Annotated in this window: 18 protein-coding genes and 1 pseudogene; 8 read left to right on the plus strand and 11 right to left on the minus strand. The window is 70.6% G+C overall.

The features are described 5' to 3' along the window. Nucleotides 1-111: 111 nt before the first annotated feature. Together ABZ836_RS03585 and mdlC are read right to left on the minus strand one after the other, a co-directional pair. Nucleotides 112-1,398, minus strand: coding sequence for an aromatic acid/H+ symport family MFS transporter (locus tag ABZ836_RS03585; protein WP_361138862.1), 1,287 nt, complete (start codon nt 1,396-1,398; stop codon nt 112-114). Nucleotides 1,399-1,461: 63 nt separating this feature from the next. Continuing rightward, nucleotides 1,462-3,087 carry a benzoylformate decarboxylase gene (gene mdlC / locus ABZ836_RS03590; RefSeq protein WP_361138865.1) on the minus strand — a complete coding sequence of 542 codons (1,626 nt, stop codon included), beginning with the start codon at nt 3,085-3,087 and terminating at the stop codon, nt 1,462-1,464. Nucleotides 3,088-3,224: 137 nt separating this feature from the next. Here mdlC and ABZ836_RS03595 point away from each other — a divergent pair, with 137 nt between their 5' ends. Continuing rightward, entirely contained in the window at nt 3,225-4,196 is a 972-nt protein-coding gene (locus tag ABZ836_RS03595; protein ID WP_361138868.1) for a LysR family transcriptional regulator, read from the plus strand. Between the two features lie 99 nt (nt 4,197-4,295). Then, nucleotides 4,296-5,441, plus strand: coding sequence for a Fic family protein (locus tag ABZ836_RS03600; protein WP_361138871.1), 1,146 nt, complete (start codon nt 4,296-4,298; stop codon nt 5,439-5,441). A gap of 76 nt (nt 5,442-5,517) precedes the next feature. Here the strand turns inward: ABZ836_RS03600 and ABZ836_RS03605 are convergent, their stop codons facing one another. The 4 genes from ABZ836_RS03605 to ABZ836_RS03620 form a co-directional block, all read right to left on the minus strand. Beyond that, nucleotides 5,518-5,973, minus strand: coding sequence for a VOC family protein (locus ABZ836_RS03605; RefSeq protein ID WP_361138874.1), 456 nt, complete (start codon nt 5,971-5,973; stop codon nt 5,518-5,520). Nucleotides 5,974-6,088: 115 nt separating this feature from the next. Next, complete coding sequence (locus tag ABZ836_RS03610) at nt 6,089-7,432, minus strand: hypothetical protein (protein WP_361138877.1); 1,344 nt, start codon at nt 7,430-7,432, stop codon at nt 6,089-6,091. After that, entirely contained in the window at nt 7,429-8,565 is a 1,137-nt protein-coding gene (locus ABZ836_RS03615; RefSeq protein WP_361138880.1) for a DUF262 domain-containing protein, read from the minus strand. Before ABZ836_RS03615 ends, ABZ836_RS03610 begins: the two co-directional genes overlap by 4 nt. 459 nt (nt 8,566-9,024) lie before the next feature. Next, nucleotides 9,025-9,543, minus strand: coding sequence for a hypothetical protein (locus tag ABZ836_RS03620; RefSeq protein WP_361139378.1), 519 nt, complete (start codon nt 9,541-9,543; stop codon nt 9,025-9,027). A gap of 14 nt (nt 9,544-9,557) precedes the next feature. Here ABZ836_RS03620 and ABZ836_RS03625 point away from each other — a divergent pair. Continuing rightward, nucleotides 9,558-9,822 (plus strand): annotated as a pseudogene (locus ABZ836_RS03625) (hypothetical protein); the annotation flags it as partial. 60 nt (nt 9,823-9,882) lie between these two features. After that, nucleotides 9,883-10,128, plus strand: coding sequence for a DUF6221 family protein (locus ABZ836_RS03630; protein WP_361138883.1), 246 nt, complete (start codon nt 9,883-9,885; stop codon nt 10,126-10,128). Nucleotides 10,129-10,171: 43 nt separating this feature from the next. Here ABZ836_RS03630 and ABZ836_RS03635 read toward each other — a convergent pair whose 3' ends face one another. After that, nucleotides 10,172-10,633 carry a DUF5959 family protein gene (locus ABZ836_RS03635; RefSeq protein ID WP_361138886.1) on the minus strand — a complete coding sequence of 154 codons (462 nt, stop codon included), beginning with the start codon at nt 10,631-10,633 and terminating at the stop codon, nt 10,172-10,174. A gap of 185 nt (nt 10,634-10,818) precedes the next feature. Then, nucleotides 10,819-12,180 carry a glutamine synthetase family protein gene (locus ABZ836_RS03640; RefSeq protein ID WP_356135359.1) on the minus strand — a complete coding sequence of 454 codons (1,362 nt, stop codon included), beginning with the start codon at nt 12,178-12,180 and terminating at the stop codon, nt 10,819-10,821. 305 nt (nt 12,181-12,485) lie between these two features. Here ABZ836_RS03640 and ABZ836_RS03645 point away from each other — a divergent pair, with 305 nt between their 5' ends. Both ABZ836_RS03645 and ABZ836_RS03650 read left to right on the plus strand, forming a co-directional pair. Further along, nucleotides 12,486-13,736, plus strand: a complete 1,251-nt coding sequence (locus tag ABZ836_RS03645; RefSeq protein WP_361138889.1) for a globin domain-containing protein — start codon at nt 12,486-12,488, stop codon at nt 13,734-13,736. 287 nt (nt 13,737-14,023) lie between these two features. Beyond that, a complete protein-coding gene (locus tag ABZ836_RS03650) occupies nt 14,024-14,992 on the plus strand; it encodes a TerC family protein (protein WP_356135308.1) in 969 nt (322 codons plus the stop codon). A 79-nt stretch (nt 14,993-15,071) separates the two neighbouring features. Here the strand turns inward: ABZ836_RS03650 and ABZ836_RS03655 are convergent, their stop codons facing one another. The 3 genes from ABZ836_RS03655 to ABZ836_RS03665 form a co-directional block, all read right to left on the minus strand. Then, complete coding sequence (locus ABZ836_RS03655; RefSeq protein WP_356135310.1) at nt 15,072-15,521, minus strand: Rrf2 family transcriptional regulator; 450 nt, start codon at nt 15,519-15,521, stop codon at nt 15,072-15,074. A gap of 21 nt (nt 15,522-15,542) precedes the next feature. Further along, nucleotides 15,543-16,775, minus strand: coding sequence for an MFS transporter (locus ABZ836_RS03660; RefSeq protein ID WP_356135312.1), 1,233 nt, complete (start codon nt 16,773-16,775; stop codon nt 15,543-15,545). 185 nt (nt 16,776-16,960) lie between these two features. Then, entirely contained in the window at nt 16,961-18,016 is a 1,056-nt protein-coding gene (locus tag ABZ836_RS03665) for an endonuclease/exonuclease/phosphatase family protein (protein ID WP_356135314.1), read from the minus strand. 330 nt (nt 18,017-18,346) lie between these two features. Between ABZ836_RS03665 and panB the strand changes: the two genes are divergently transcribed. Both panB and ABZ836_RS03675 read left to right on the plus strand, forming a co-directional pair. Continuing rightward, on the plus strand, nt 18,347-19,213 hold the full coding sequence (panB, locus tag ABZ836_RS03670) for a 3-methyl-2-oxobutanoate hydroxymethyltransferase (RefSeq protein ID WP_356135316.1): 867 nt from the start codon (nt 18,347-18,349) through the stop codon (nt 19,211-19,213). Between the two features lie 461 nt (nt 19,214-19,674). Continuing rightward, complete coding sequence (locus ABZ836_RS03675) at nt 19,675-20,691, plus strand: ATP-binding cassette domain-containing protein (RefSeq protein ID WP_361138894.1); 1,017 nt, start codon at nt 19,675-19,677, stop codon at nt 20,689-20,691. Nucleotides 20,692-20,728 lie beyond the last annotated feature (37 nt).

The following is a 20,728-nucleotide window of genomic DNA, read 5'->3' on the forward strand; positions in this document are numbered from 1 at the left end:
CGCTCCGGCCGGGGGTCCGGCCGAGCACGGCGAGGGGCCGTCCCGGCGCGGGACGGGCCGCCGCACCGCACGGAGCGGTACGGCGGCCCGTCGGCGGGGAGGGGCGGGGCCTCAGGCGGACGCCCCCGCCGCCGGCGTGGCGGCCTTGTCGCCCGCCGCGTCGGCCTCCGGCTCCGCCGGCCCCTTCGGCAGCGTCAGCACCGCGACCACCGCGAGGACGGCGACCATCGCGAAGGAGTAGAAGCCCCACGGGTGCCCGATCCCGGCCGTCACCAGCGCACCGGTGATGGACGGGCCGACGATGGAGCCCAGGCGGCCGATGCCGGACGCCGAGCCGAGCGCCGTGCTGCGGATGGCGGCCGGGTAGAAGTTGGTCACGTACGCGTAGACCAGCACCTGCGCGGAGAAGACGAAGACGCCGGTGAAGAAGACGACCACGTTGAGCAGCAGGTCGCTCTCCATCTTCACGGACAGGCAGGCCAGCATGACCGCCGCGGCCGCGAACCAGCCGAGCGTGGTGCCCTTGATGCCCTTCTGGTCGGCGACCCACCCGCCGACCAGCAGACCGGCGACACCGCCCAGGTTGAGGATCAGCAGCTGGGTGACGGCCGTCGGCACGGGGTAGCCGGCGTCGTTCATCAGCTTCGGCAGCCAGGTGTTGAGGCCGTAGACGAGCAGCAGGCCCATGAAGGACGCGACCCACACGCCGATGCCCGCCCGCAGGTAGGTCGGCTTCAGCAGCACGGTGAACGGCACCCGCTCGGCCGCGCCGCCCTCCTTGGCCTTCACGTACGCCTCGGACTCCGGCAGGTAGAACCACTGGATCACGGCGACGACGAGGCCGACGACACCGAGCGCGTAGAAGAGGACCGGCCAGTTGTCGCTGAACTTCAGCGCCAGCAGCGAGGTGATCACGGCGCCGGTGTGGTAGCCGGTCATGGTGAGGGTGCTGGCCCGGGCCCGCCGGCTGGCCGGCATGCTCTCGGCCATCATCGTCAGCGACACCGGCATGCACGCGCCGAGGCCGACACCCGCGATCAGGCGCAGCGCCGCGAACATGGTCACCGAGCCGGCCAGCGGCACCAGGATGGTGAACACCGAGAAGACCACCACCGACGCGATGAGCAGCCGGCGCCGGCCCATCCGGTCGGCGAGCGGGCCGACCGAGACCGCGCCGATGGCCACGCCGACCAGCGAGAGCGTGGCGACGGTGGTCGCGTCGACCGCCGTCATGCCCAGGTGCTCGGTCTTCAGCAGGGTCGGGATGATGGCGCCGAGGACGACCAGGTCGTAGCCCTCGAGCATGACGGTGATCCAGCACAGGAGCACGGTCCAGGTGGTGCGTCGTCTGCCGGTGGCGGCCTGAGCCGACCCGGACGGCGTTGTCGCAGAGGTCATGGCGGTTCCCAGGGATGGATGGAGGGGACGGGGGACGGGAGCGGGGGGTGGCGAGGGGAGCGGTCAGTGGGGGGTGGTGAGCGCCGTGTCGACCTGGACGAGCCGGGGGCCGTCGGGCTGCTCGGCGAGGACGGCGCGCAGTTCCCGCACGTCGGTGACGTGCTGGGACCGCACTCCGTAGCCCTCGGCGATGCGGGTGAAGTCCAGGCCGGGGATGTCGAGGCCGGGCGCGTCCGGCACCCCGAGCAGTCCGCCGAACCAGCGCAGCGCCCCGTAGGTGCCGTTGCGCAGCAGGACGACGGTCAGCGGGAGGCGGAGCTGGGCCGCGGTCCACAGGGCGGTGATGCCGTAGTTGGCGGAGCCGTCGCCGATCACGCCGACCACCGGGCGGTCCGGCTGGGCGAGGGCGACGCCGACCGCGCCGGGCAGGCCGAAGCCGAGGCCGCCGGCGGCGGGGAAGTAGTAGGAACCGGGCCGGCGCAGGTCCATCTGCCGCCACCAGGCCGCGCTGGTCGAGGTCGACTCCACCACGTACGCGGTGTCCGCGGGCTGCTCGTCGCGCAGCGCGGCGAACACCTCCTCCGGGTGGAGGCGGTCGCCCTCGGCCGTGGCGGGGGCGGGGGTCGGGCGGTACGCCACGCCGGCGGACGCGGCGGCGGGCGTCGCGTCGGCCCCGGTCCCGGCGGGTGTCGCCGCGCCCTCGGCGAGGGCCTCCAGCAGCAGCCCGATCACGGCCCCGGGGTCGGCGACCACGGCGTCCCCCATGGGCGCGCGGGCCGCGGCCGAGGCGTCCTCGGTCACCTGCAGCAGCCGGGTGCCCTCCGGCAGGTACCGGCCCGGCAGGTACTCGTGGTACCGGAACACCGGCGCGCCGAGGACCAGCACCAGGTCGTGACCCTCCAAGGCGTCCGAGATGGGCTTGATGCCCGCGGGCAGCACGCCGCGGAAGAGCGGGTGGCGGTTGGGGAACGGCAGGCGGAACTGGGACGGGGCCGCCCACACCGGGCTCCCGAGCCGCTCCGCGAGGCGCACGGCGTCGTCGAAGAGACCCGCCGTGTCGATGTCGCCGCCGAGGACCAGCGCGGGCCGCTCGGCCGCCGTGACCCGCTCCACCAGGTCCCGGCCCAGCTCCGCATCGGGCGCGGAGCCGCGCCGCACGGACCGGTCGAGGACGGCGGGGCCGTTCTCCCCCGCGTCGGCGGCCCAGTCGTCGTAGGGCACGGACAGGTAGGTGGGCCTGCGCTGCAGCTCGGCCTCGAAGACCGCCTGGGCGAGGGCGCGCGGCACGTCCTGCGCGCAGGCGGGCTCGGCGGCCCAGCCCACCAGCGGCTTCATCAGGGACGGCGCGTCCACGTTGGCGAGGTTCGCCTCCGGCCCGACGGCGGGCCGCACCTGCTGCCCGGCCACGATCACCAGGGGGGTGCGCGAGGACACCGCGTTGGTCAGCGCGCCCATCGCGTTCCCGGAACCGGACGCCGCGTGCAGGTTCACCAGCACCGGCCGCCCGGTCGCCTGGGCGTAGCCGTCCGCCATGCCGACCACGGCGCCCTCGTGCAGGCCGAGCACGTAGCGGAAGCCGTCCGGGAGGTCGGCGAGGAAGGGCAGCTCGTTGGAGCCGGGGTTGCCGAAGACGGTGGTCAGTCCCTGGCGGGCCAGGAACTCGTGCGAGACATGACGTACGGATGGCACGGACGTTTCACGTTCCTTTCGAGTGATGGCCGACACGCTAGGCAGCGGCTCACACCCGGCACCAATAAATGTTTTCGGCACGGGACATAGAAGCGGTCTATGGAACTTCCGGTTCCGGACGCGTAGGCTCCGCCCGCATGCGGGACTTCGACCTCAATCTGGCCCGGCTGTTCGTCCTGCTGTACGAGACCGGCAGCGTCACGGCCACCGCCGACGCGCTGCACGTCACGCAGCCGACGGTCAGCTACAGCCTGGCCAAGCTGCGCCGGCACTTCGACGACGACCTGTTCCGCCGCAGCGGGCGCGGCCTGACCCCGACGGCGGGCGCGCGGCGGCTGTACGAGCCGTTGCAGCGGGCGCTGGCCCAGATCGACGAGGCGACGCGTCAGGCGGACGAGTTCGACCCGGCGACCATGTCCGCCAACTTCACCCTCGCCCTCTCCGACCTGGGCGAGACGACGCTGCTCCCCCGCCTGGCGGCCGCCGCCCGCCGCTCGGCCCCCGGCGTCTCCTTCACGGTCCGGCCGCTGGACGTCGACGACGCCGAACGCCAACTGAGCCGGGGGGAGTTGGACGCGTTCGTGGCCACGCCCGTGATGGCCACCCACCGCACCGTCCGTGTGCCGCTCTTCCGGGAGCGCTACGTCGGCGTGGTCGCCGCCTCCCACCCCCGGGTGACGGGCGACGAGGTCACCCTGGAGCAGCTGGCGGCCGAGCACCACGCGACCGTCTTCGGCCCCAGCGGCCACGCCGCGCCCCGCGAGCTCCTCGCCGCGCACGGCCTCCTCGACCGGGTCGCGGTGGAGGTCACGCGGTTCACGATCCTCCCCTACCTGCTGGCGGAGACCGACCTGATCGCCGTGATCCCCGAGTACGTCGCGGAGATCTTCGCCGCCTCCCACCGCATCCGCCTCGTCCGCCTCCCCTTCGCCGCGGAGCCCATCGAGATCGCCCTCTACGCCCGCCCCGACACCTCCCGCACCCCCGCGCAACGCTGGCTGATCCGCTTCATGACCACCGTCCTCGGCGAACAGATCAGCACCACCCAACTCCCACCGCTGGAGGGACCGTTGGCGGTCTCACCGGGGTCACCGGGGGTGGACGGCTGAGCGGGGGGCCGTTTGCGACGGCCGCGGGCCGACGCCCGGGCACAACCGACCGGAGGGGAGACCCGAGCCACAATGACAGGCACTGGGTATCATTACCTCATGCTCTTCCGGACGCCGTCCCTCACCGCCGCCGACGAGCGGGTCCTCGCCGAGGTCACCGCGATGCGGGAGGAACTGCGCCACGCGGTGCGCCAGGCCCCCGCGAAGTGGACGCGGGACCTGCGCCGGGCCCTGACGGCGTCGGCCATCGCCGCCTCCAACACGATCGAAGGCTTCACGGTCGACGCGCGTGACGTCGCGGACCTGATGGACGGCGAACGGGAAGGCATCGACGCCAGCGAGGACGACAAGGCGGAGACCCTCGCCTACCAGCAGACGATGACCTACATCCAGTCCCTGTACGACGTCGAGGACTTCTCCTACAGCAAGGGCCTCCTCAACGCCTTGCACTGGATGCTGCAGGGTCACCACCACACGCCCCAGCGGCCCGCCGGCCAGTGGCGGCGCAAGCCCATCTACATCAGCGCGGCCGGCGACCCCCTGGCCGTCGAGTACGAGGGCCCGCACGAGGACGAGCTTCCGCGGCTGATGGCAGAACTGGTCGACTGGCTGAACGAGGGCGACCTGGAGGCAGACCCTCTCGTCCGGGCGGCGATGGCCCACCTCAACCTGGTGAAGATCCACCCGTGGGTCGACGGCAACGGCCGCATGTCCCGCAGCCTGCAGACCCTGGTCATCGCCCGTCAGCGCGTCCTGGCGCCCGAGTTCTCCTCCATCGAGGAATGGCTCGGCCTGCCCGGCAACACCTGGGACTACTACCGGGTGCTCCGTGAGGTCGGCGGGCCCGTCTACTCGCCGGAGCGGGACCCGGGGCCGTGGATCAGCTTCAACCTGCGCGCCTACCACGAACAGGCACAGCGGGTACGGCACCGCGTACGTCGCTCGACCGACGTGTGGATCATGCTCGACCAGCAGGCGGGCGGCCTGGGAGTGAGCGAACGGCAGGTGGCCGCCCTGCACGAGGTGGCCATGACCGGAAGGGTGCGCCGCTCCCGCTACGAGAAGAGCGAGGGGCTGAACACCCAGCAGGCCACCCGCGACATGCAGGCGCTCGTCAAGGCGGACCTCCTCGCCGCCGTCGGCCGGACCAAGGGGCGCCACTACGTGGCCGGTGAGCGCTTCCCCCAGGACGTGCTCGGCGCCGCCCGACGCCGCCACTCGATCCGCAACCCCTACGAGGCCTGACGGGCAGGGCTCCACCGCGACCTCCCGGGGCCGGACTGTCGATCGCGAGGGGCACGTGGCACGTGGCACGGTGACGCTAGAAGACGTCGAACTCGTTCCCCTCCGGATCCCGCATCCCCACCGCGTACCGGCCCCCGCCCGGCTCGTCCACGACCTGCACTACGGCGGCGCCCGCCCCGACCAGCCTCTCCACCGCGGCGTCGACCCGTCGCATGCGCGTCTCCAGCGGCACGTCACGCCCGCCGCCGACCCCGAGGTCGAAGTGGATGCGGTTCTTGCCGGCCTTCGCCTCCGGCACCTGCTGGAACCACACGCGCGGCCCCCGCCCCGCGGGATCGACGATCGACTCCGGACAGTCCCCGGCCCCCTCCGGCAACTCCTCCTCGAGCACCCCCTGCGCCGTCCAGTACGCCCGCCAGGTGGCATGCCCCCTCGGCGGCGGCTCGGGAACGTACCCCAAGGCCTCGCTCCAGAACGCCACCATCCTCTGGGGATCGGCACAGTCGACCGTCAACTGCAACGTCGTCTCCATACCCGGAGTGTGGCAGTCCCGTCGGACACCCTCCGCACGGCCGGCCCGAGCCCCGTCCGCCGTCGCCGACATCGCGCATCGCCCCACACGGAAGGTGGGGATCAGGTCGTCCTGTTCACCGGTTTGCCAGTGGGGCGACGATCTCCTGGAGCTGCTCCTGCCGCAGCTCTCTGACAACAGCGGAGGCGAGGACTTTCAGTGCCTCTTGGCGTGGTAGGCGGACGTACCCCAGAACCTCTTCCAGCCAGTTGTGGGCTTCGCGTCCTTGCATCGACTCGAGGAATCCTCGAAGCTCGTGCACGGAAAGCCCGAAACGTCGAGCAAGAAAGTCGAGTTGCCTGCTCGACGCCACCTTCATAAGGGAGTCCGGATCCCCGGGAAGACAATAGAACGGCCATACCCTTTGCGCTTCGGTCCGCCCGACTCTCTTCTGCACCGCCTCGCGCTTGTCGCCGTCGGCCACAAAGGCGAAACCAGGGATTCCTTCCACCGGAACCGCTGGCCGCGGAAGGCGGGACCAGACCGTCTCCAGGTCGCCGTACCCCTTGCACCACAGAAACCGGGAGCCCTGCCACAGGCGGGGGTCCGCCGATCTGACCATCTCCTGCATGAGTATGGTCGCCGCTTCGTCCTCGAGGAAGACGATCCATTCAACACCCGGTGTCTTGCCGAACATCCCGGCTACACTTTCCCGCAGATCCGAGGAAGGACCGATAATACTGCCTTCCCCGCCCAGAGTGGTCAGCATGATGGCTGCATCCGCGTCAAGGGCGGGCTGGATTATCTCCAGCGAGTGGGATGCGATCACGAGCGGCTTGCCACCGCTCAGACAGATCTCTATCAAATGAGACAGAAGGGCGGTGCGTGACGGGGCCGGCAGGAATGCCTCGGGTTCGTCCAGGAGAAACGCCACATTGTCGTTCCCCTTGCTGTAGGAGAGGATCCACATGAGTAGGTGGACACTGAGTTCCCCCAGTCCCATGCTGCGAAAGTCGTACTCCAACCCTTCATGGCGGACGACGAAGACAGGGACTACGTCTTCACCAACCAATTTCGCGAACGGACTGTCCAGGATCTGGACCGCGTACCAGCGCATCTCGTCGTAGTCACGCCGGACCAAGTCCTGCACCTCGGACGCCTTGACCTTTTCAGGCTCCAGCGGGTCGAGTTCGTCCAGCAGATCATCGATGTCGTGCCGCTTGCCGAAGTCGTGCAGGAGGTAGTTGACCAGCTCGTACATCGCCACGATGGGCGCATCGTCGAGCGACTCGGAGATTGACCTCAGGAGGCGCGTCTTTCCTGCACCATTGAGACCGAAGACGACCGTCAACGATCTCGGCAAGGTGACCGAGTCGTCATTTCCGAACTTCCGCGGGAAGTGCACTTCCCGAGGGAAGCCCTTCGAGCCATCCGATTTCGCCAGCTTGTCCCATCGTTTGGCCAGATCCAGCAACCTCACAGTTCGGTCCCCCAGTGCAGACGTTCGACCGCAGCCCACATCTCCTCTTCGACTTCGCCATTGGGATCGAGCGACATCGCGAAGGTGTGGAGGTCGTCCTGCCTGCTGCTGGCCCCCGTCAATGCCGCGTGCACCAGATGCAGGGCAAAGTCGCGCAACAGGACCGACGTGACATCCAGCACTCGGTAGGAGGCTCGATCACTGTAGGTCTTGGCGACGGCAGCCAGATAGCCGGGGAACGCACTGGTGCCGCCGTCGGACGGGTAAGCGCCGGCGCGCACGGCCTCGAAGTCCCTGATGAAAGTCGGTTCAACATCGACGGACCTCAGGTTCAGTGCGTCGAGGAAAACCATCCACGAGAACAGCGTGGCCTTGTTGAAGCGCACCACCTTCTCGCCACCGAGGAGATCTCCTAGTTTTCGGCCGGCGGCGTACGCGCGTTCCATCACCTCATCACTGAACTTGCCGTTCCGGTAGAAATCTTCGATGTAGGCGTTGCTCAACTGCCGTCGAAGATTTCCCTCTTGGAAGGCGATGCACACCCGGGCCAGGACGTCGTCATAGGCCAGCCGCCCGTTGGAAAAGCCGATCAGCTCCTTCGCGAGTGGGTCAGGAGAAAGCTCTGCCACCAGTTTCTTGACCTGATCCCGTGCGTCTCCGAAAAGGGCATTACGCTTTTCAGGAGGTGTTAGAGTGTACTGCTGATTGAGCCGGAAGAAGAGTTCCGCAGGTTCAGCCGGATCGTAATCCGTGAGCGTGACGACGGTGATCTGGAAGCGCATGAAACGCTTCCTCCACGCTTCAGGAAGCTGCTTGAAGCGTTTTCCGTCGTACTCCGCCAGGTCGCCACGAAAGGGGTCGATCTTCCCGTTGAGGCGAAACTCCCCGTCGATGAACGCCTGAATCGTCCTGAGCCGCTGCTGCCCGTCAAGAACGGACTCGGCGCCCGTCCCGTCCTCGACAACGTGGATCGCGGGCACGTACCAATCGCGAAGAATCGTGTCCACGAGGCGCTGCCGGCGATTCGAATCCCATACCTCGCCACGCTGGTAATCCGGCTGGAGATCCAAGTCACCTCGGGTGATTCTGTTGTACAGAACTTCGACCTCGAGGTCTGAACGCTTGAGTCTCATTACTCTTCCCGGAGTTGCGCTGGCATGCAGATGACGCCACCTAGGACATCGAAGGGAAGAGTAACCTCTGCTGCGCTGACGTTCGGTCGGTATGCGACATCTCACCGATGACGACCGCGCCCATGCCTCGCACAGAAGGTGTCCGTGCAGCCATGCCTGAGCTGCCCCCGCAGCAGGGGCAGATGCTCCCGCAGCTCGAACGCGGTCGCCTCGGACCGGTACTCCATCCCCTCCCACCGCTTGTTGCGGAGAAGCAGACGCGGAGGGTTTCACATCCCGCGGAGACTCCCACCAGGCTTCTGACCTGTGTTGCAGCCGTCGGCGACGGACCGCGGCGCAGCACCGCATCACCGCGAGCACGCCGCGGACGCACCCTCCGAGGGAGGCCTGGGTTCGGGCGGAACCCGGCCAGCCGGTGATGGCTTCGCGGCAGATCTGCGGCATGCCACTCCGGCGATGTCACCTCCCGGCTGGGAGGTCGCTCGGCTGCTCTCCGCGATACGGGACCCAGCGGTACCCGGGCTGGAAGACCTCGTAGTCCGCGTCAGGGTCGAACTCGGCGTGCAGCTCGTCGCAGAGCACAAGCCCGTACAGGCCGCCCGCCTTCACTTGGTCCGACCACTCGGACCTGAGCTCGTCGTGGTCCACGAGCTCCTCCGGGACCCAACCAACCTTGGCAGCTAGGTATCCACGGAACTGCCGGAGCAGCCCGTACAACTGGTGCGCCAACTCGGTCAGCTCTGCCGCCCCGAGCTGGATGCGGGGGATGCTGCCATCCATGGAGCAACCCCAACCCACCCCTTCAGGCAGCAGCGAGAGTTCGACGTGCCGGCCCACCTTCCGCAGCATCGGCCGGTGAAGCGGGATGCGGTGCGGCCCCGCACGAAGCGCCCATGGGACGGGGTCGACGAGGGCAGCAGCCTGTGCCTCCTCGATATCGTCACCGAAGTTCACTACGAGCCCGAAGCAGAGCGCCATGGTTCTTCCGCCTCTCCGACGACACTTGGGAACGCGTCCCAGCCGCAGTTCCAGCAGCAGCGGACGCTGTGGCCGGCATCGGCTGGGCCGTCTCGGTGGACTCCACCGTCTTCCGGGCTCACCAGCACGCAGCAACGCGGACGCCCCAAAAACCGACGCGATGCCGTCCTGACGGACCGCGCGTATTCATCCCACGCGATCCGCAATGACCTACGACGACGTGGAACGCGCGCGGCCGTCGCCCAGCCTTCCGACTATGTCGGCCACCGGCGCCAACGATGCAGCACCGCCTGACCGCTCAAGGGTCTTGCCCGCGAGGATGGCCGCAGGGACGACCTTGTGGAGTTTCTCATCGAACGCATCAACGATGACAATCACGCTTACGCCTATGTGGCCGACACCTTGGGCGGCGAGGCCCTTCTCGACAGCCACCTCCCCATGCTCGACCTGATCGAGCAACTGGCGAACGACTGCAAATCCATGAACCCCTCGGACTCCCGCTCGGCCGGACTGGCGTACGCGCTGCGAGTCCTTGGCCAGTCATACAGCGAGCACCCCGCCTACCAGCAGAAATGGCGCCCATAGCCTTGGCAGTGTCTGTCCCCGGCTCCGACCCGTGCTGCTGGTCTCAGGGCTGAGGCACACCCAGCGCAGCGCGGGCCTCCTCAAGGCGTTGCCTGGCTTCTGTCAGCCAGTCTTCGTGGAGGTCAAGGCACATGGCGACGACGACCTGACTGCCCGTCCCGTCATGCACTTCGACCACGAAGGGATCTTCGCCGATGAGGCGGAGGTAGGCCGTGCGGCCCTCGCTGGGCCAGTCGGCCATGAACGGGTCGTCCGGATCGAACTCCTCGTCGGACTCCTGCAGCAAAACCAGAAGCTGGCCAAGGTGCACAAGGTCCTGGGAATCGAAGCCGAGGTAGACGCTGCCGCTCACAAAGTCGCTGGTCACGACTACGTCTGCGTCGTAGTAGAGAGTTCCTGCTGAGTGGTGGCTGGGCGTGGTCGAACGCAGTTGGATGCTGATGCTCTGGGTTGCATCCGCCAGCCGGATGAGTTCCGTCCTGCCGGCAGCCGAGTTGTCTGTCACGGCGACGAATCTACGACCCGAGTGCGATGGCCGAGCGCCGGGTCAGGCGTCGACTGCCGAGGACTGCCCGCACGCTGCCAAGGGACCGGGAACTCCTGCGTCGGCGGGAGCGGTGAGGGGCCGGTGGTCGAGCGACCACCGGCCCACTCACCCTCGCGGTACGGGAAACCGTGCCGGACCTTCGCCTACAGCACCGGCAGATGCTTCCGCAGCTCGAACGCCGTGACCTCGGACCGGTACTCGATCCACTCCTGCCGCTTGTTGCGGAGGAAGAAGTCGAAGACGTGCTCCCCGAGCGTCTCGGCGACGAGGTCGCTGCGCTCCATGATGGAGAGGGCCTCGCCGAGGTTCTGCGGGAGGGGTTCGATGCCGAGGGCGCGGCGTTCGGCGTCGGAGAGGGCCCAGACGTCGTCCTCGGCGCCCGGCGGGAGCTCGTAGCCCTGCTCGATGCCGCGGAGGCCGGCGGCGAGGAGGACGGCGTACGTGAGGTACGGGTTGGCGCCGGAGTCGATGGAGCGGACCTCGACGCGGGCGGAGCCGGTCTTGCCGGGCTTGTACATCGGGACGCGGACCAGGGCGGAGCGGTTGTTGTGGCCCCAGCAGATGTAGGAGGGGGCCTCGCCGCCCGCGCCGGCGGTGCGCTCGGAACCGCCCCAGATGCGCTTGTAGGAGTTCACCCACTGGTTGGTGACCGCGGAGATCTCGGCGGCGTGGCGCAGCAGGCCGGCGATGAAGGAGCGGCCGACCTTGGAGAGCTGGTACTCGGCGCCGGACTCGTAGAAGGCGTTGCGGTCGCCCTCGAAGAGGGAGAGGTGGGTGTGCATGCCGGAGCCGGGGTATTCCGAGAACGGCTTGGGCATGAAGGTGGCCTGGAGGCCCTGCTCGAGGGCGACCTGCTTCATGACCAGGCGGAACGTCATGATGTTGTCCGCCGTGGAGAGCGCGTCGGCGTAGCGGAGGTCGATCTCCTGCTGGCCGGGGCCGCCCTCGTGGTGGGAGAACTCGACGGAGATGCCCATCGACTCCAGCATGGTGATCGCCTGGCGGCGGAAGTCCATGCCGATGTTCTGCGGGGTGTGGTCGAAGTAGCCGGAGTAGTCGGCCGGGGTCGGCGGGGTGCCGTCGGTCGGCTTGTTCTTCAGGAGGAAGAACTCGATCTCCGGGTGGGTGTAGAAGGTGAACCCCTGGTCGGACGCCTTGGCCAGGGCGCGCTTGAGCACGAAGCGCGGGTCGGCGAAGGACGGGGAGCCGTCCGGCATCAGGATGTCGCAGAACATGCGGGCCGTGCCCGGGGCCTCGGCGCGCCACGGGATGACCTGGAAGGTCGACGGGTCCGGCTTGGCGATCATGTCGGACTCGTACACCCGGGCGAAGCCCTCGATGGCGGAGCCGTCGAAGCCGATGCCCTCGTCGAAGGCCTGCTCCAGCTCGGCCGGGGCCACGGCGACGGACTTGAGGAAGCCCAGTACGTCCGTGAACCACAGGCGCACAAACCGGATGTCGCGCTCCTCCAGCGTGCGGAGCACGAACTCCTGCTGCTTGTCCATTGGCTGCTTCCCCATCTTCGTCGATCCGCCGCGCCCGCCTCATACCACCACACGTGGGTTTCGCCCGCGTTGCGGGCGGTCGGCGCGCCGGCGTCCACCTCGGCTCCAGCCTGTCATCTTGCCCCGGAGCTCGCCATAGCCGACGTCCGGCCCCCTCCCCGCGCGAGTCCCCTGGGCGGGTTCGTGCTCATGCCCCCGGAGCCCGGGTTCACAGATCGCTCACACACCCTCACCGTTAATTTGCATCTTGGATGCAAGTTTCACTAGCGTTTCGCACGCCAGAACGAGGCATCCAGGAGGCTTTCATGCTGTCCGAGCAGTCCGCCGCCACCGTGCGGGCGACCCTTCCCGCCGTCGGCGCCGCGATCGACGAGATCACCACGCGCTTCTACGACGGCCTGTTCACGGCTCACCCCGAGCTGTTGCGCGACCTGTTCAACCGCGGCAACCAGGCGGCCAGGACCCAGCAGCGGGCGCTGGCGGGCTCCATCGCCGCGTTCGCCACCCACCTGGTGGACCGGCCGGACGAGCGGCCGGACGCGATGCTCTCCCGGATCGCCCACAAGCACGCCTCGCTGGGGGTGCTGCCCGACCAGTACCAGGTCGTGCACAAGCACCTCTTCGAGGCGATCGTGGAGGTGCTCGGCGAGGCCGTCACGCCCGAGGTGGCGGCGGCCTGGGACGAGGTGTACTGGCTGATGGCCAACGCGCTGATCGCCGTCGAGAAGCGGCTCTACGAGGAGCGGGGCGCGCACGAGTGGCGCGCGTGGGAGGTCGTGGAGCGGATCGAGGAGACCGCGGACGTGGCCACCTTCCGGATCCGCCCCGCCGACGGGCGTCCGGTGCCGGCCTTCCGGGCCGGACAGTACGTGTCGGTGCAGGTGGAGCTGGCGGACGGGGCGCACCAGATCCGCCAGTACAGCCTCTCGGCCGCGCCGGGCGCCGGGGCTCGGCAGATCACCGTGAAGCGGGTGGCCGCGGTGGCGGCGGAGGGCGCGGACGGCGCGGAGGCGCCGGCGGGCGAGGTCTCCAACCACCTGCACGCCACGGTGCGCGAGGGTGACGTGCTGCGGGTGTCGGCGCCCTTCGGCGACCTGGTGCTCGAGGACGCGGACGCCCCGCTGCTGCTCGCCTCGGCGGGCATCGGCGTCACGCCGATCGCCGCGATGCTGGGCCACCTCGCGGAGACCGGGCACAAGGGCGCGGTGACGGTGGTGCACGCGGACCGCTCGCCGGCCACGCACGCGCTGCGGGCCGCCCAGGAGGCCGCGGTCGCCGCGCTCCCGGACGCCTCGCTGCACCTCTGGTACGAGGCGGACGCGCCGGAGGGGGCCCGCGCCGGCCTGGTCGACCTCGCGGAGAGCGGGAAGAGCGGGGAGAGCGGGGAGCTCAAGGGGAGCGGCGGGATCACGGTGGCGCCGGGGACGCGCGCGTACCTGTGCGGGCCGCTGCCGTTCATGCGGGCGGTGCGGTCGCAGCTGCTCGGCCTGGGAGTGCCGGCGGCGGACATCCACTACGAGGTGTTCGGGCCCGACCTCTGGCTCGCGCAGGACTGAACTCGCGCGGGACTGAACCTGCGCGGGACCGAACTCGCGCAGGACTGAACCTGCGCGGGACCGAACTCGCGCGGGACCGGACGGGCGGCGGACGGAACGTTCCGCTCCCGTGCGCGCCGGGGCCCGGGTCACCCTCGCCGGTGACCCGGGCCCCGGCGTGTCCGCCCTGCGGTGACACGTTTGCCCTGCTCCGGGTGGCGGCCCGCGCCTCGCGGCAGTCCGCTTGAGGGAACGCGACCGGCTCCGGGGAGGGCGGTCCGGGGCCGCGAGGAAGGAGACGTTCCGCGATGAACGACCTGTCGTTCCCGGTCCCGTTCTGGGCGTGGGCGGCCGTCACCGCCTGCATCGGCGTGATGCTGGCCGTGGACCTGCTCGCCCACCGCGGCGACCACGTGATCGGCTTCCGCGAGGCGGCCGTCTGGAGCGGGGTGTGGATCGCCATCGGCCTGGGGTTCGGCCTCGTCCTGCTGGTCTGGCAGGGCGGGGAGGTGTCCTCCACCTACTACGCCGGCTACCTGATCGAGAAGGCGCTGTCGATCGACAACGTCTTCGTCTTCGCGCTGGTCTTCTCGTTCTTCTCCGTCCCCGAGGCCTACCAGCACAAGGTCCTGTTCTGGGGCGTCTTCGGCGCCTTGGCGGCACGCCTGGTGTTCATCTTCGTCGGGGCGGAACTGCTGCGGGTGTTCTTCTGGACGGCCTACGTCTTCGGCGCGTTCCTGATCTGGACCGGCTGGAAGATGGCGTTCGGCAAGAACGACGAGGTCCACCCCGACCGGAACCCGATGGTGCGCCTGGTCAGGAAGCTGGTGCCGACCGATCCGTCGTTCCACGGCAGCAAGTTCTTCGTCCGGCTGGACGGCCGGCGGGTGGCCACGCTGCTGTTCGTGGTGCTGGTCTCCGTGGAGGCGACCGACCTGGTCTTCGCGATCGACTCCGTCGCCGCCGTCCTGGCGATCACCACCAACACGTTCCTGGTGTGGACCGCCAACGCCTTCGCCGTCCTCGGCCTGCGCGCCCTGTACTTCTGCCTGGCCGGTCTGCTGCGCCGCTTCGCCTACCTGCACTACGGGCTCGCGGTGCTGCTCGCCTTCGCCGGCGTCAAGCTCATCCTCTCCGAGACGCCGGTGGGCAAGCTGCCCATCCCGCTCACCCTCGGGGTCATCGCGGTCACCATCGCGGTCTCGATCGGCTGGTCGCTGGTGGCCACCCGCCGCGGTCCCCGCACGGACGAGGGCGCGGACGCGGACGCCCGCTGACGGCCGGGCCCTCGCCGGCCCGCGCCGGGCTGCTCCGGCCCTCGCCGCGCCGCTCCGGCCCGCGCCGGGCGCCCTCGCGTCAGCGCCGGGCCGGCGGCGGCCCCAGGGTCAGCAGCAGCGGCCCGGCCGGGCTGGTGACCATGTCCTCGACCGTGAGGGGGTCCAGGGAGGCGTAGAAAGCCTCCTGGGCCTGGCGGAGGGCACCGCGCAGACGGCAGGCGGGGAGGACCGGACAGGGCGCGTCGCCGCCCTCGCAGTCGACGACCTCGCCGTCGCCCTCGAAGGCGCGGACCACCGTGCCGACGGAGGCCCGGCGGCCCGCCTCGGTGAGGGAGAGGCCGCCGCCCCGTCCGCGCCGGGCGTCGACCAGCCCCATGCGCTGGAGCTCGGCGACCACCTTGGTGGTGTGGGTGTACGGGACGGCGATCGCCTCCGCGACCTCACGGGTGGTCGGCGTGGCGTCCTGCGCGACCATGGCCAGGCGCATGAGGACGCGCAGGGCCAGGTCGGTGGATCGCAGGAGACGCATACGCCAACGGTAACCCGCTGGTCAGGTCGTTCGTTCCGCCCGCGCGGGGGCGCCCTCCGGGGCGGGGAGGTGGGTGGCGACGACGCGGCCGGTGCGGTGTTCGCGGCGGTCAACGAGCAGCGACAGGACCGCCACGCCGATGCCGAGGACGGCCAGGACCGCGCCCACCGGGGCGGGCGAGGTGACGCCCAGGCCGGCCGCGAGGGCCAGGCCGCCGATCCAGGCGCCGCCGGCGTTGGCGAGGTTGAAGGCGGCCTGGTTGGCGGACGAGGCCAGCGAGGGCGCGCTGGCGGCCCGGGTCATGACCATGAGCTGCAGCGGCGCGCCCAGCGTGAACCCGGCGACGCCCAGCATCAGGACGCCGACCGCGCCGCCGGCCTTGGTCTCCATCAGCAGCGGGTAGAGCAGCAGCGTGACGGTCATGATGCCGAGGCCGGTGAAGATCGTGCCGCGCGGCGAGCGGTCGGCGAGGCGGCCGCCGACCAGGTTGCCGATGGTGGCGCCCACGCCGAACAGGGCGAGCACCAGCGTCACGGAGGCCTCGGCGTAGCCGGCGGCGTCGGTCAGCATGGGCGTGATGTAGCTGAAGGCGGAGAACAGCGCGCTGCCGCCGACGATGGTGGTGGCCAGCACCAGCCACACCGACAGGGACTTCAGCGCGGCGACCTCCCCGCGCAGGCCGACCGGGGGCACCGAGTTCTCCGTGCGCTCCTCACGCGGCACCAGCAGCGCCAGCGCGGCGACCGCGGCGGCGCCGATCAGGCAGACCGCGCCGAAGGTGGCCCGCCAGCCGAGCTCCTGGCCGAGCAGCGTGCCGACCGGGACACCGACGATGTTGGCGACGGTCAGGCCGGTGAGCATCATCGCCACCGACCGGGCCCGCTTCTCCGGGGCGACCAGGGTGGTGGCGACGACCGAGCCGACGCCGAAGAACGCGCCGTGCGGCAGGCCGCTGAGGAAGCGGGCGCCGAGCAGCCAGGTGTGGTCGGGGGCCAGCGCGGACAGGCCGTTGCCGAGGATGAACAGCCCCATCAGCCACAGCAGGACCCGGCGGCGCTCCATCCGGGCGGTGACGGCGGCGAGCAGGGGCGCGCCGACGACCACGCCGAGGGCGTAGGCGGATATCAGGTGTCCGGCGGAGGGGATGGAGACGCCCAGGTCGGTGGCGACCTGGGGCAGCAGGCCCATCATCACGAACTCGGTCGTACCGATTCCGAAGGCGCCTACGGCTAGGGCGAGCAGGGCCAATGGCATGGGGCGAGTGCCTTTCAGCAGGGGTGGTCACGGCCGGTCGAGTGTGCGGGCTGCGGGCGGGTTCCGACTCGGGGCGTTCTGGCTGCGGGCGTTCCGTCGTATGTTCCACTGCGGAACAAAGCCCTGACCTCCAGTATTCCAGAGGCCCGATTTCACGTTCCCGGCGAAACTGTGAATATCAGGTGTCAGCGTACGGACATACGCGCGGCCACCGGCAGGTGGTCGCTGCCGGTCTCCGGAAGCGTCCAGGAGCTCACCGGCTCGACGCCGCGGACCATGACCTGGTCGATCCGGGCCATCGGGAAGGAGGCCGGCCAGCTGAAGCCGAAGCCGCTGCCCGCCGCGCCCTGGGTGGAGCGCATCTGCGAGGTCACCGCCCGCAGCGCGCGGTCGTTCATGGTGCCGTTGAGGTCGCCGAGCAGGACGACCTTCTCCACCGGCTCCCGGGCGATGGCCTCACCGAGCGCGTCGGCGCTGCGGTCGCGCTCCCGGGCGGTGAACCCGGCGTCCAGCCGCACCCGGACCGAGGGCAGGTGGGCGACGTACGCCTTCACGTCGCCGAAGGGGGCCTCCACGGTGGCCCGCATGGCGCGGGTCCAGCCCAGTCCGATGTCGACCGGCTCGACGTCCCGGAGCGGGTACCGGCTCCACAGGCCGACGGTGCCCTGCACGGAGTGGTAGCGGTAGGTGGAGGCCAGCGTCTTCTCGTACACCGGGACCGCCGACTCGGTCAGCTCCTCCAGCGCCACCAGGTCCGCCCCGGAGGCCGCCACGTCGCGGGCGGTCCCGGCCGGGTCGACGTTCTGGGCGTTGACGTTGTGGGTGACGACGGTCAGGTCGCCGTCGGAGGTCGGGTCGGTCTTGTCGGACAGCAGGCCGCCGAAGAGGCCGGCCCAGACGAACGCGGGCAGCAGCCCGGCGATCACCGCGGTGGCGGAGCGGCGCACCAGCGCGGCCAGCAGCAGCACCGGGATCAGCAGCCCGAACCACGGCAGGAACGTCTCGGCGAGGCTGCCGAGGTTGCCGACGGCGTTGGGCACGTGCGCGTGCAGCCGCATCACCATCGCCAGCAGCACGGAGCAGGCGGCCAGGACCAGGCCGCGGCGCCACACGCCGGGTCCGGCGAGGCCCTCGCCCACGAAGCGGCAGACCCAGCGGTGGGCCAGGCGACGCAGCCGGCCGGGCCTCCTGGACTCCGGTCCCCTGCCGTCCGTCTCCGTCGCGAACGCCTGCTGCGTCATCCGCCGCCTCACCACCTGCCGTGCACACCGTCCGTACCGGGGGGTCGTACACGCTGTACCTGCCGTACGCGTGTCTACGACCCTAGGGCATGTCCGGTTTCCGTCCCGCCGGGCGCTCGGGAGCTTCCTCCCTCACGCCGCGCCTTACAAGGAGTGGGACGACCGGACTGGAGGAACGGGTTCCAACTCAGCCGCGGCGAAACCACCGTCCGTGACGCAAACCGCACATCCCGCTCCCCCCTCTTCTCCTGTCGCGGGTCAGGTGCAACCATGGAAATGGTCCGGGGACGCCGTGAGGGCGCCTCGAGATGACGATGAAGGAGCCGTTCCATGACGCAGCTTCAGGCTGCCCAGAAAAGCCCCGACGGCGGTGGGAAGTCCCTGTACGGCGGGAAGAGCAACCGCCGGGTGACCGTCCGCGACATCACCTTGGCCAAGGAGCGCGGCGAGCGCTGGCCCATGCTGACCGCCTACGACGCGATGACGGCGTCCGTGTTCGACGAGGCCGGGATCCCGGTCCTGCTGGTCGGCGACTCGGCCGGCAACTGCCACCTCGGGTACGACACCACCGTGCCGGTCACGCTCGACCAGATGGTCATGCTGACGGCCGCCGTGGTGCGCGGCACCAGCCGTTCGCTGATCGTGGCGGACCTGCCGTTCGGGTCGTACCAGGAGGGCCCGGTGCAGGCGCTCCGCTCGTCGATGCGGCTGATCAAGGAGTCCGGCGCCACCGCCGTGAAGCTGGAGGGCGGCGAGCGGTCGCACGAGCAGATCAGGCTGCTGGTCGACTCCGGCATCCCGGTGATGGCCCACATCGGCCTCACCCCGCAGTCCGTCAACGCCATGGGCTACCGGGTGCAGGGCCGCGGCGAGGAGGCCGCGCAGCAGCTGCTGCGGGACGCCAAGGCGGTGCAGGACGCGGGCGCGTTCGCGGTGGTGCTGGAGCTGGTGCCGCGCGAGCTGGCGGCCGAGGTCACCCGCACGCTGCACATCCCGACGGTCGGCATCGGCGCCGGTCCGGAGTGCGACGCGCAGGTGCTGGTGTGGACGGACATGATGGGCCTCACCCCCGGCCGGGTCCCGAAGTTCGTCAAGCAGTACGCGGACGTGCGCCGGGTGATGGGCGACGCGGCCCGGGCGTACGCCGAGGACGTCGTGGGCGGAACGTTCCCGCAGGAGGAGCACTCCGTCCACTGACCCCCACGGGCGCGGGTCGCCGCGCCGCCCCCTCGCGGGGCGCGCGGTGGCACCGCCCGTCGAAGCCACTGCGAGGACAGCCCGCCGATCCCCCCGTCGGCGGGCTGTCGGCCTTCCCTGCACGGGGCGCTGCGCCGACGAGGGTCCGGGGGGTGCCCGGGGGCCGCCGACGGGTGCCTGGGCTGCCGGCGGGCGCCGACGGGGGCCGTGGGACGCCGTCGGGCACAGGCAGGCGCCGGGTGGGCCGCCGTCGAGCTGTCGGTGGGGCCCGGTGGGCGCCGGTAGGTGCCGGCGGGCACCGGAGGGGGTCGTGGGCTGCCGGAGGGGGCTGGGGTGGGCCGACGTCGGGCGTCGTGGGCCGCCGGCGGGCTGTCGGCGCGTGTCGGTGGGCTGTCGGCGGGCGGGGGGCGGGGTGGGGAAAATGTCGGTGATCTGTCGGCGTGGCCTGACAGGCTCGGCCCATGACACGAATCGACGACACCTCCGGCGGCGCGCGGAACGCCGTGTCGGTACGGGGGCTGGTCAAGCACTACGGGGAGGTCAAGGCGCTCGACGGCGTCGACCTCGACGTGCGCGAGGGCACCGTGCTCGGCGTGCTCGGTCCCAACGGCGCCGGCAAGACCACCCTGGTCCGCATCCTCTCGACGCTGATCCGCCCCGACCGCGGCCTGGCCACCGTGGCCGGCTTCGACGTGGTGGCCGCCCCCCGCCGGGTCCGCCGCGTGATCGGGCTGACCGGCCAGTACGCCTCCGTGGACGAGAAGCTCTCCGGCCGCGAGAACCTGTACATGATCGGCCGCCTGCTGGACCTCTCCCGCACCGAGGCCCGCTCCCGCGCGGACGAGCTGCTGGAGCGGTTCTCGCTGAGCGAGGCCGCGCGCCGCCCGGCGTCCACCTACTCCGGCGGCATGCGCCGACGGCTGGACCTGGCCGCCTCGATGATCGGCCGGCCCTCGGTGCTCTTCCTGGACGAGCCCACCACCGGCCTCGACCCGCGCACCCGCAACGAGGTGTGGGACGAGGTGCAGCGGATGGCCGACGACGGCGTGACCGTGCTGCTGACCACGCAGTACATGGAGGAGGCCGAGCGCCTCGCCTCCGAGCTGACGGTCATGGACCACGGCCGGGTGGTCGCGGGCGGCCGGGTGGACGAGCTGAAGGCGAAGGTCGGCGGGCGCACCCTGCGGATCCGCACGGCCGACCCCTCCGAGGCGGGCCCGCTGGCCGAGGCGCTGGACGCGCTGGGCGTCACCGGCCTCGCGCAGGTGACCGTGGACCGCGACGGCGGTGTCCTGAACGTGCCGGTGCTCAGCGACGAGCAGCTCACCGCGGTGGTCGCCGCGGTGACCGCCCGCGGCGTCACCGTCTCGTCGGTCTCCACCGAACTGCCCAGCCTGGACGAGGTGTTCCTGTCCCTGACCGGTCACCGGTCCGGCGACGCCGACACCCGCGAGAACCATGAGGAGGTGGCCGCGTGAGCGCCGTCACCGTCGCCCCGGACCGGACGCCGGCCCC

The sequence above is a fragment of the Streptomyces sp. NPDC047130 genome, from assembly GCF_040643475.1.
Taxonomy (GTDB): domain Bacteria; phylum Actinomycetota; class Actinomycetes; order Streptomycetales; family Streptomycetaceae; genus Streptomyces.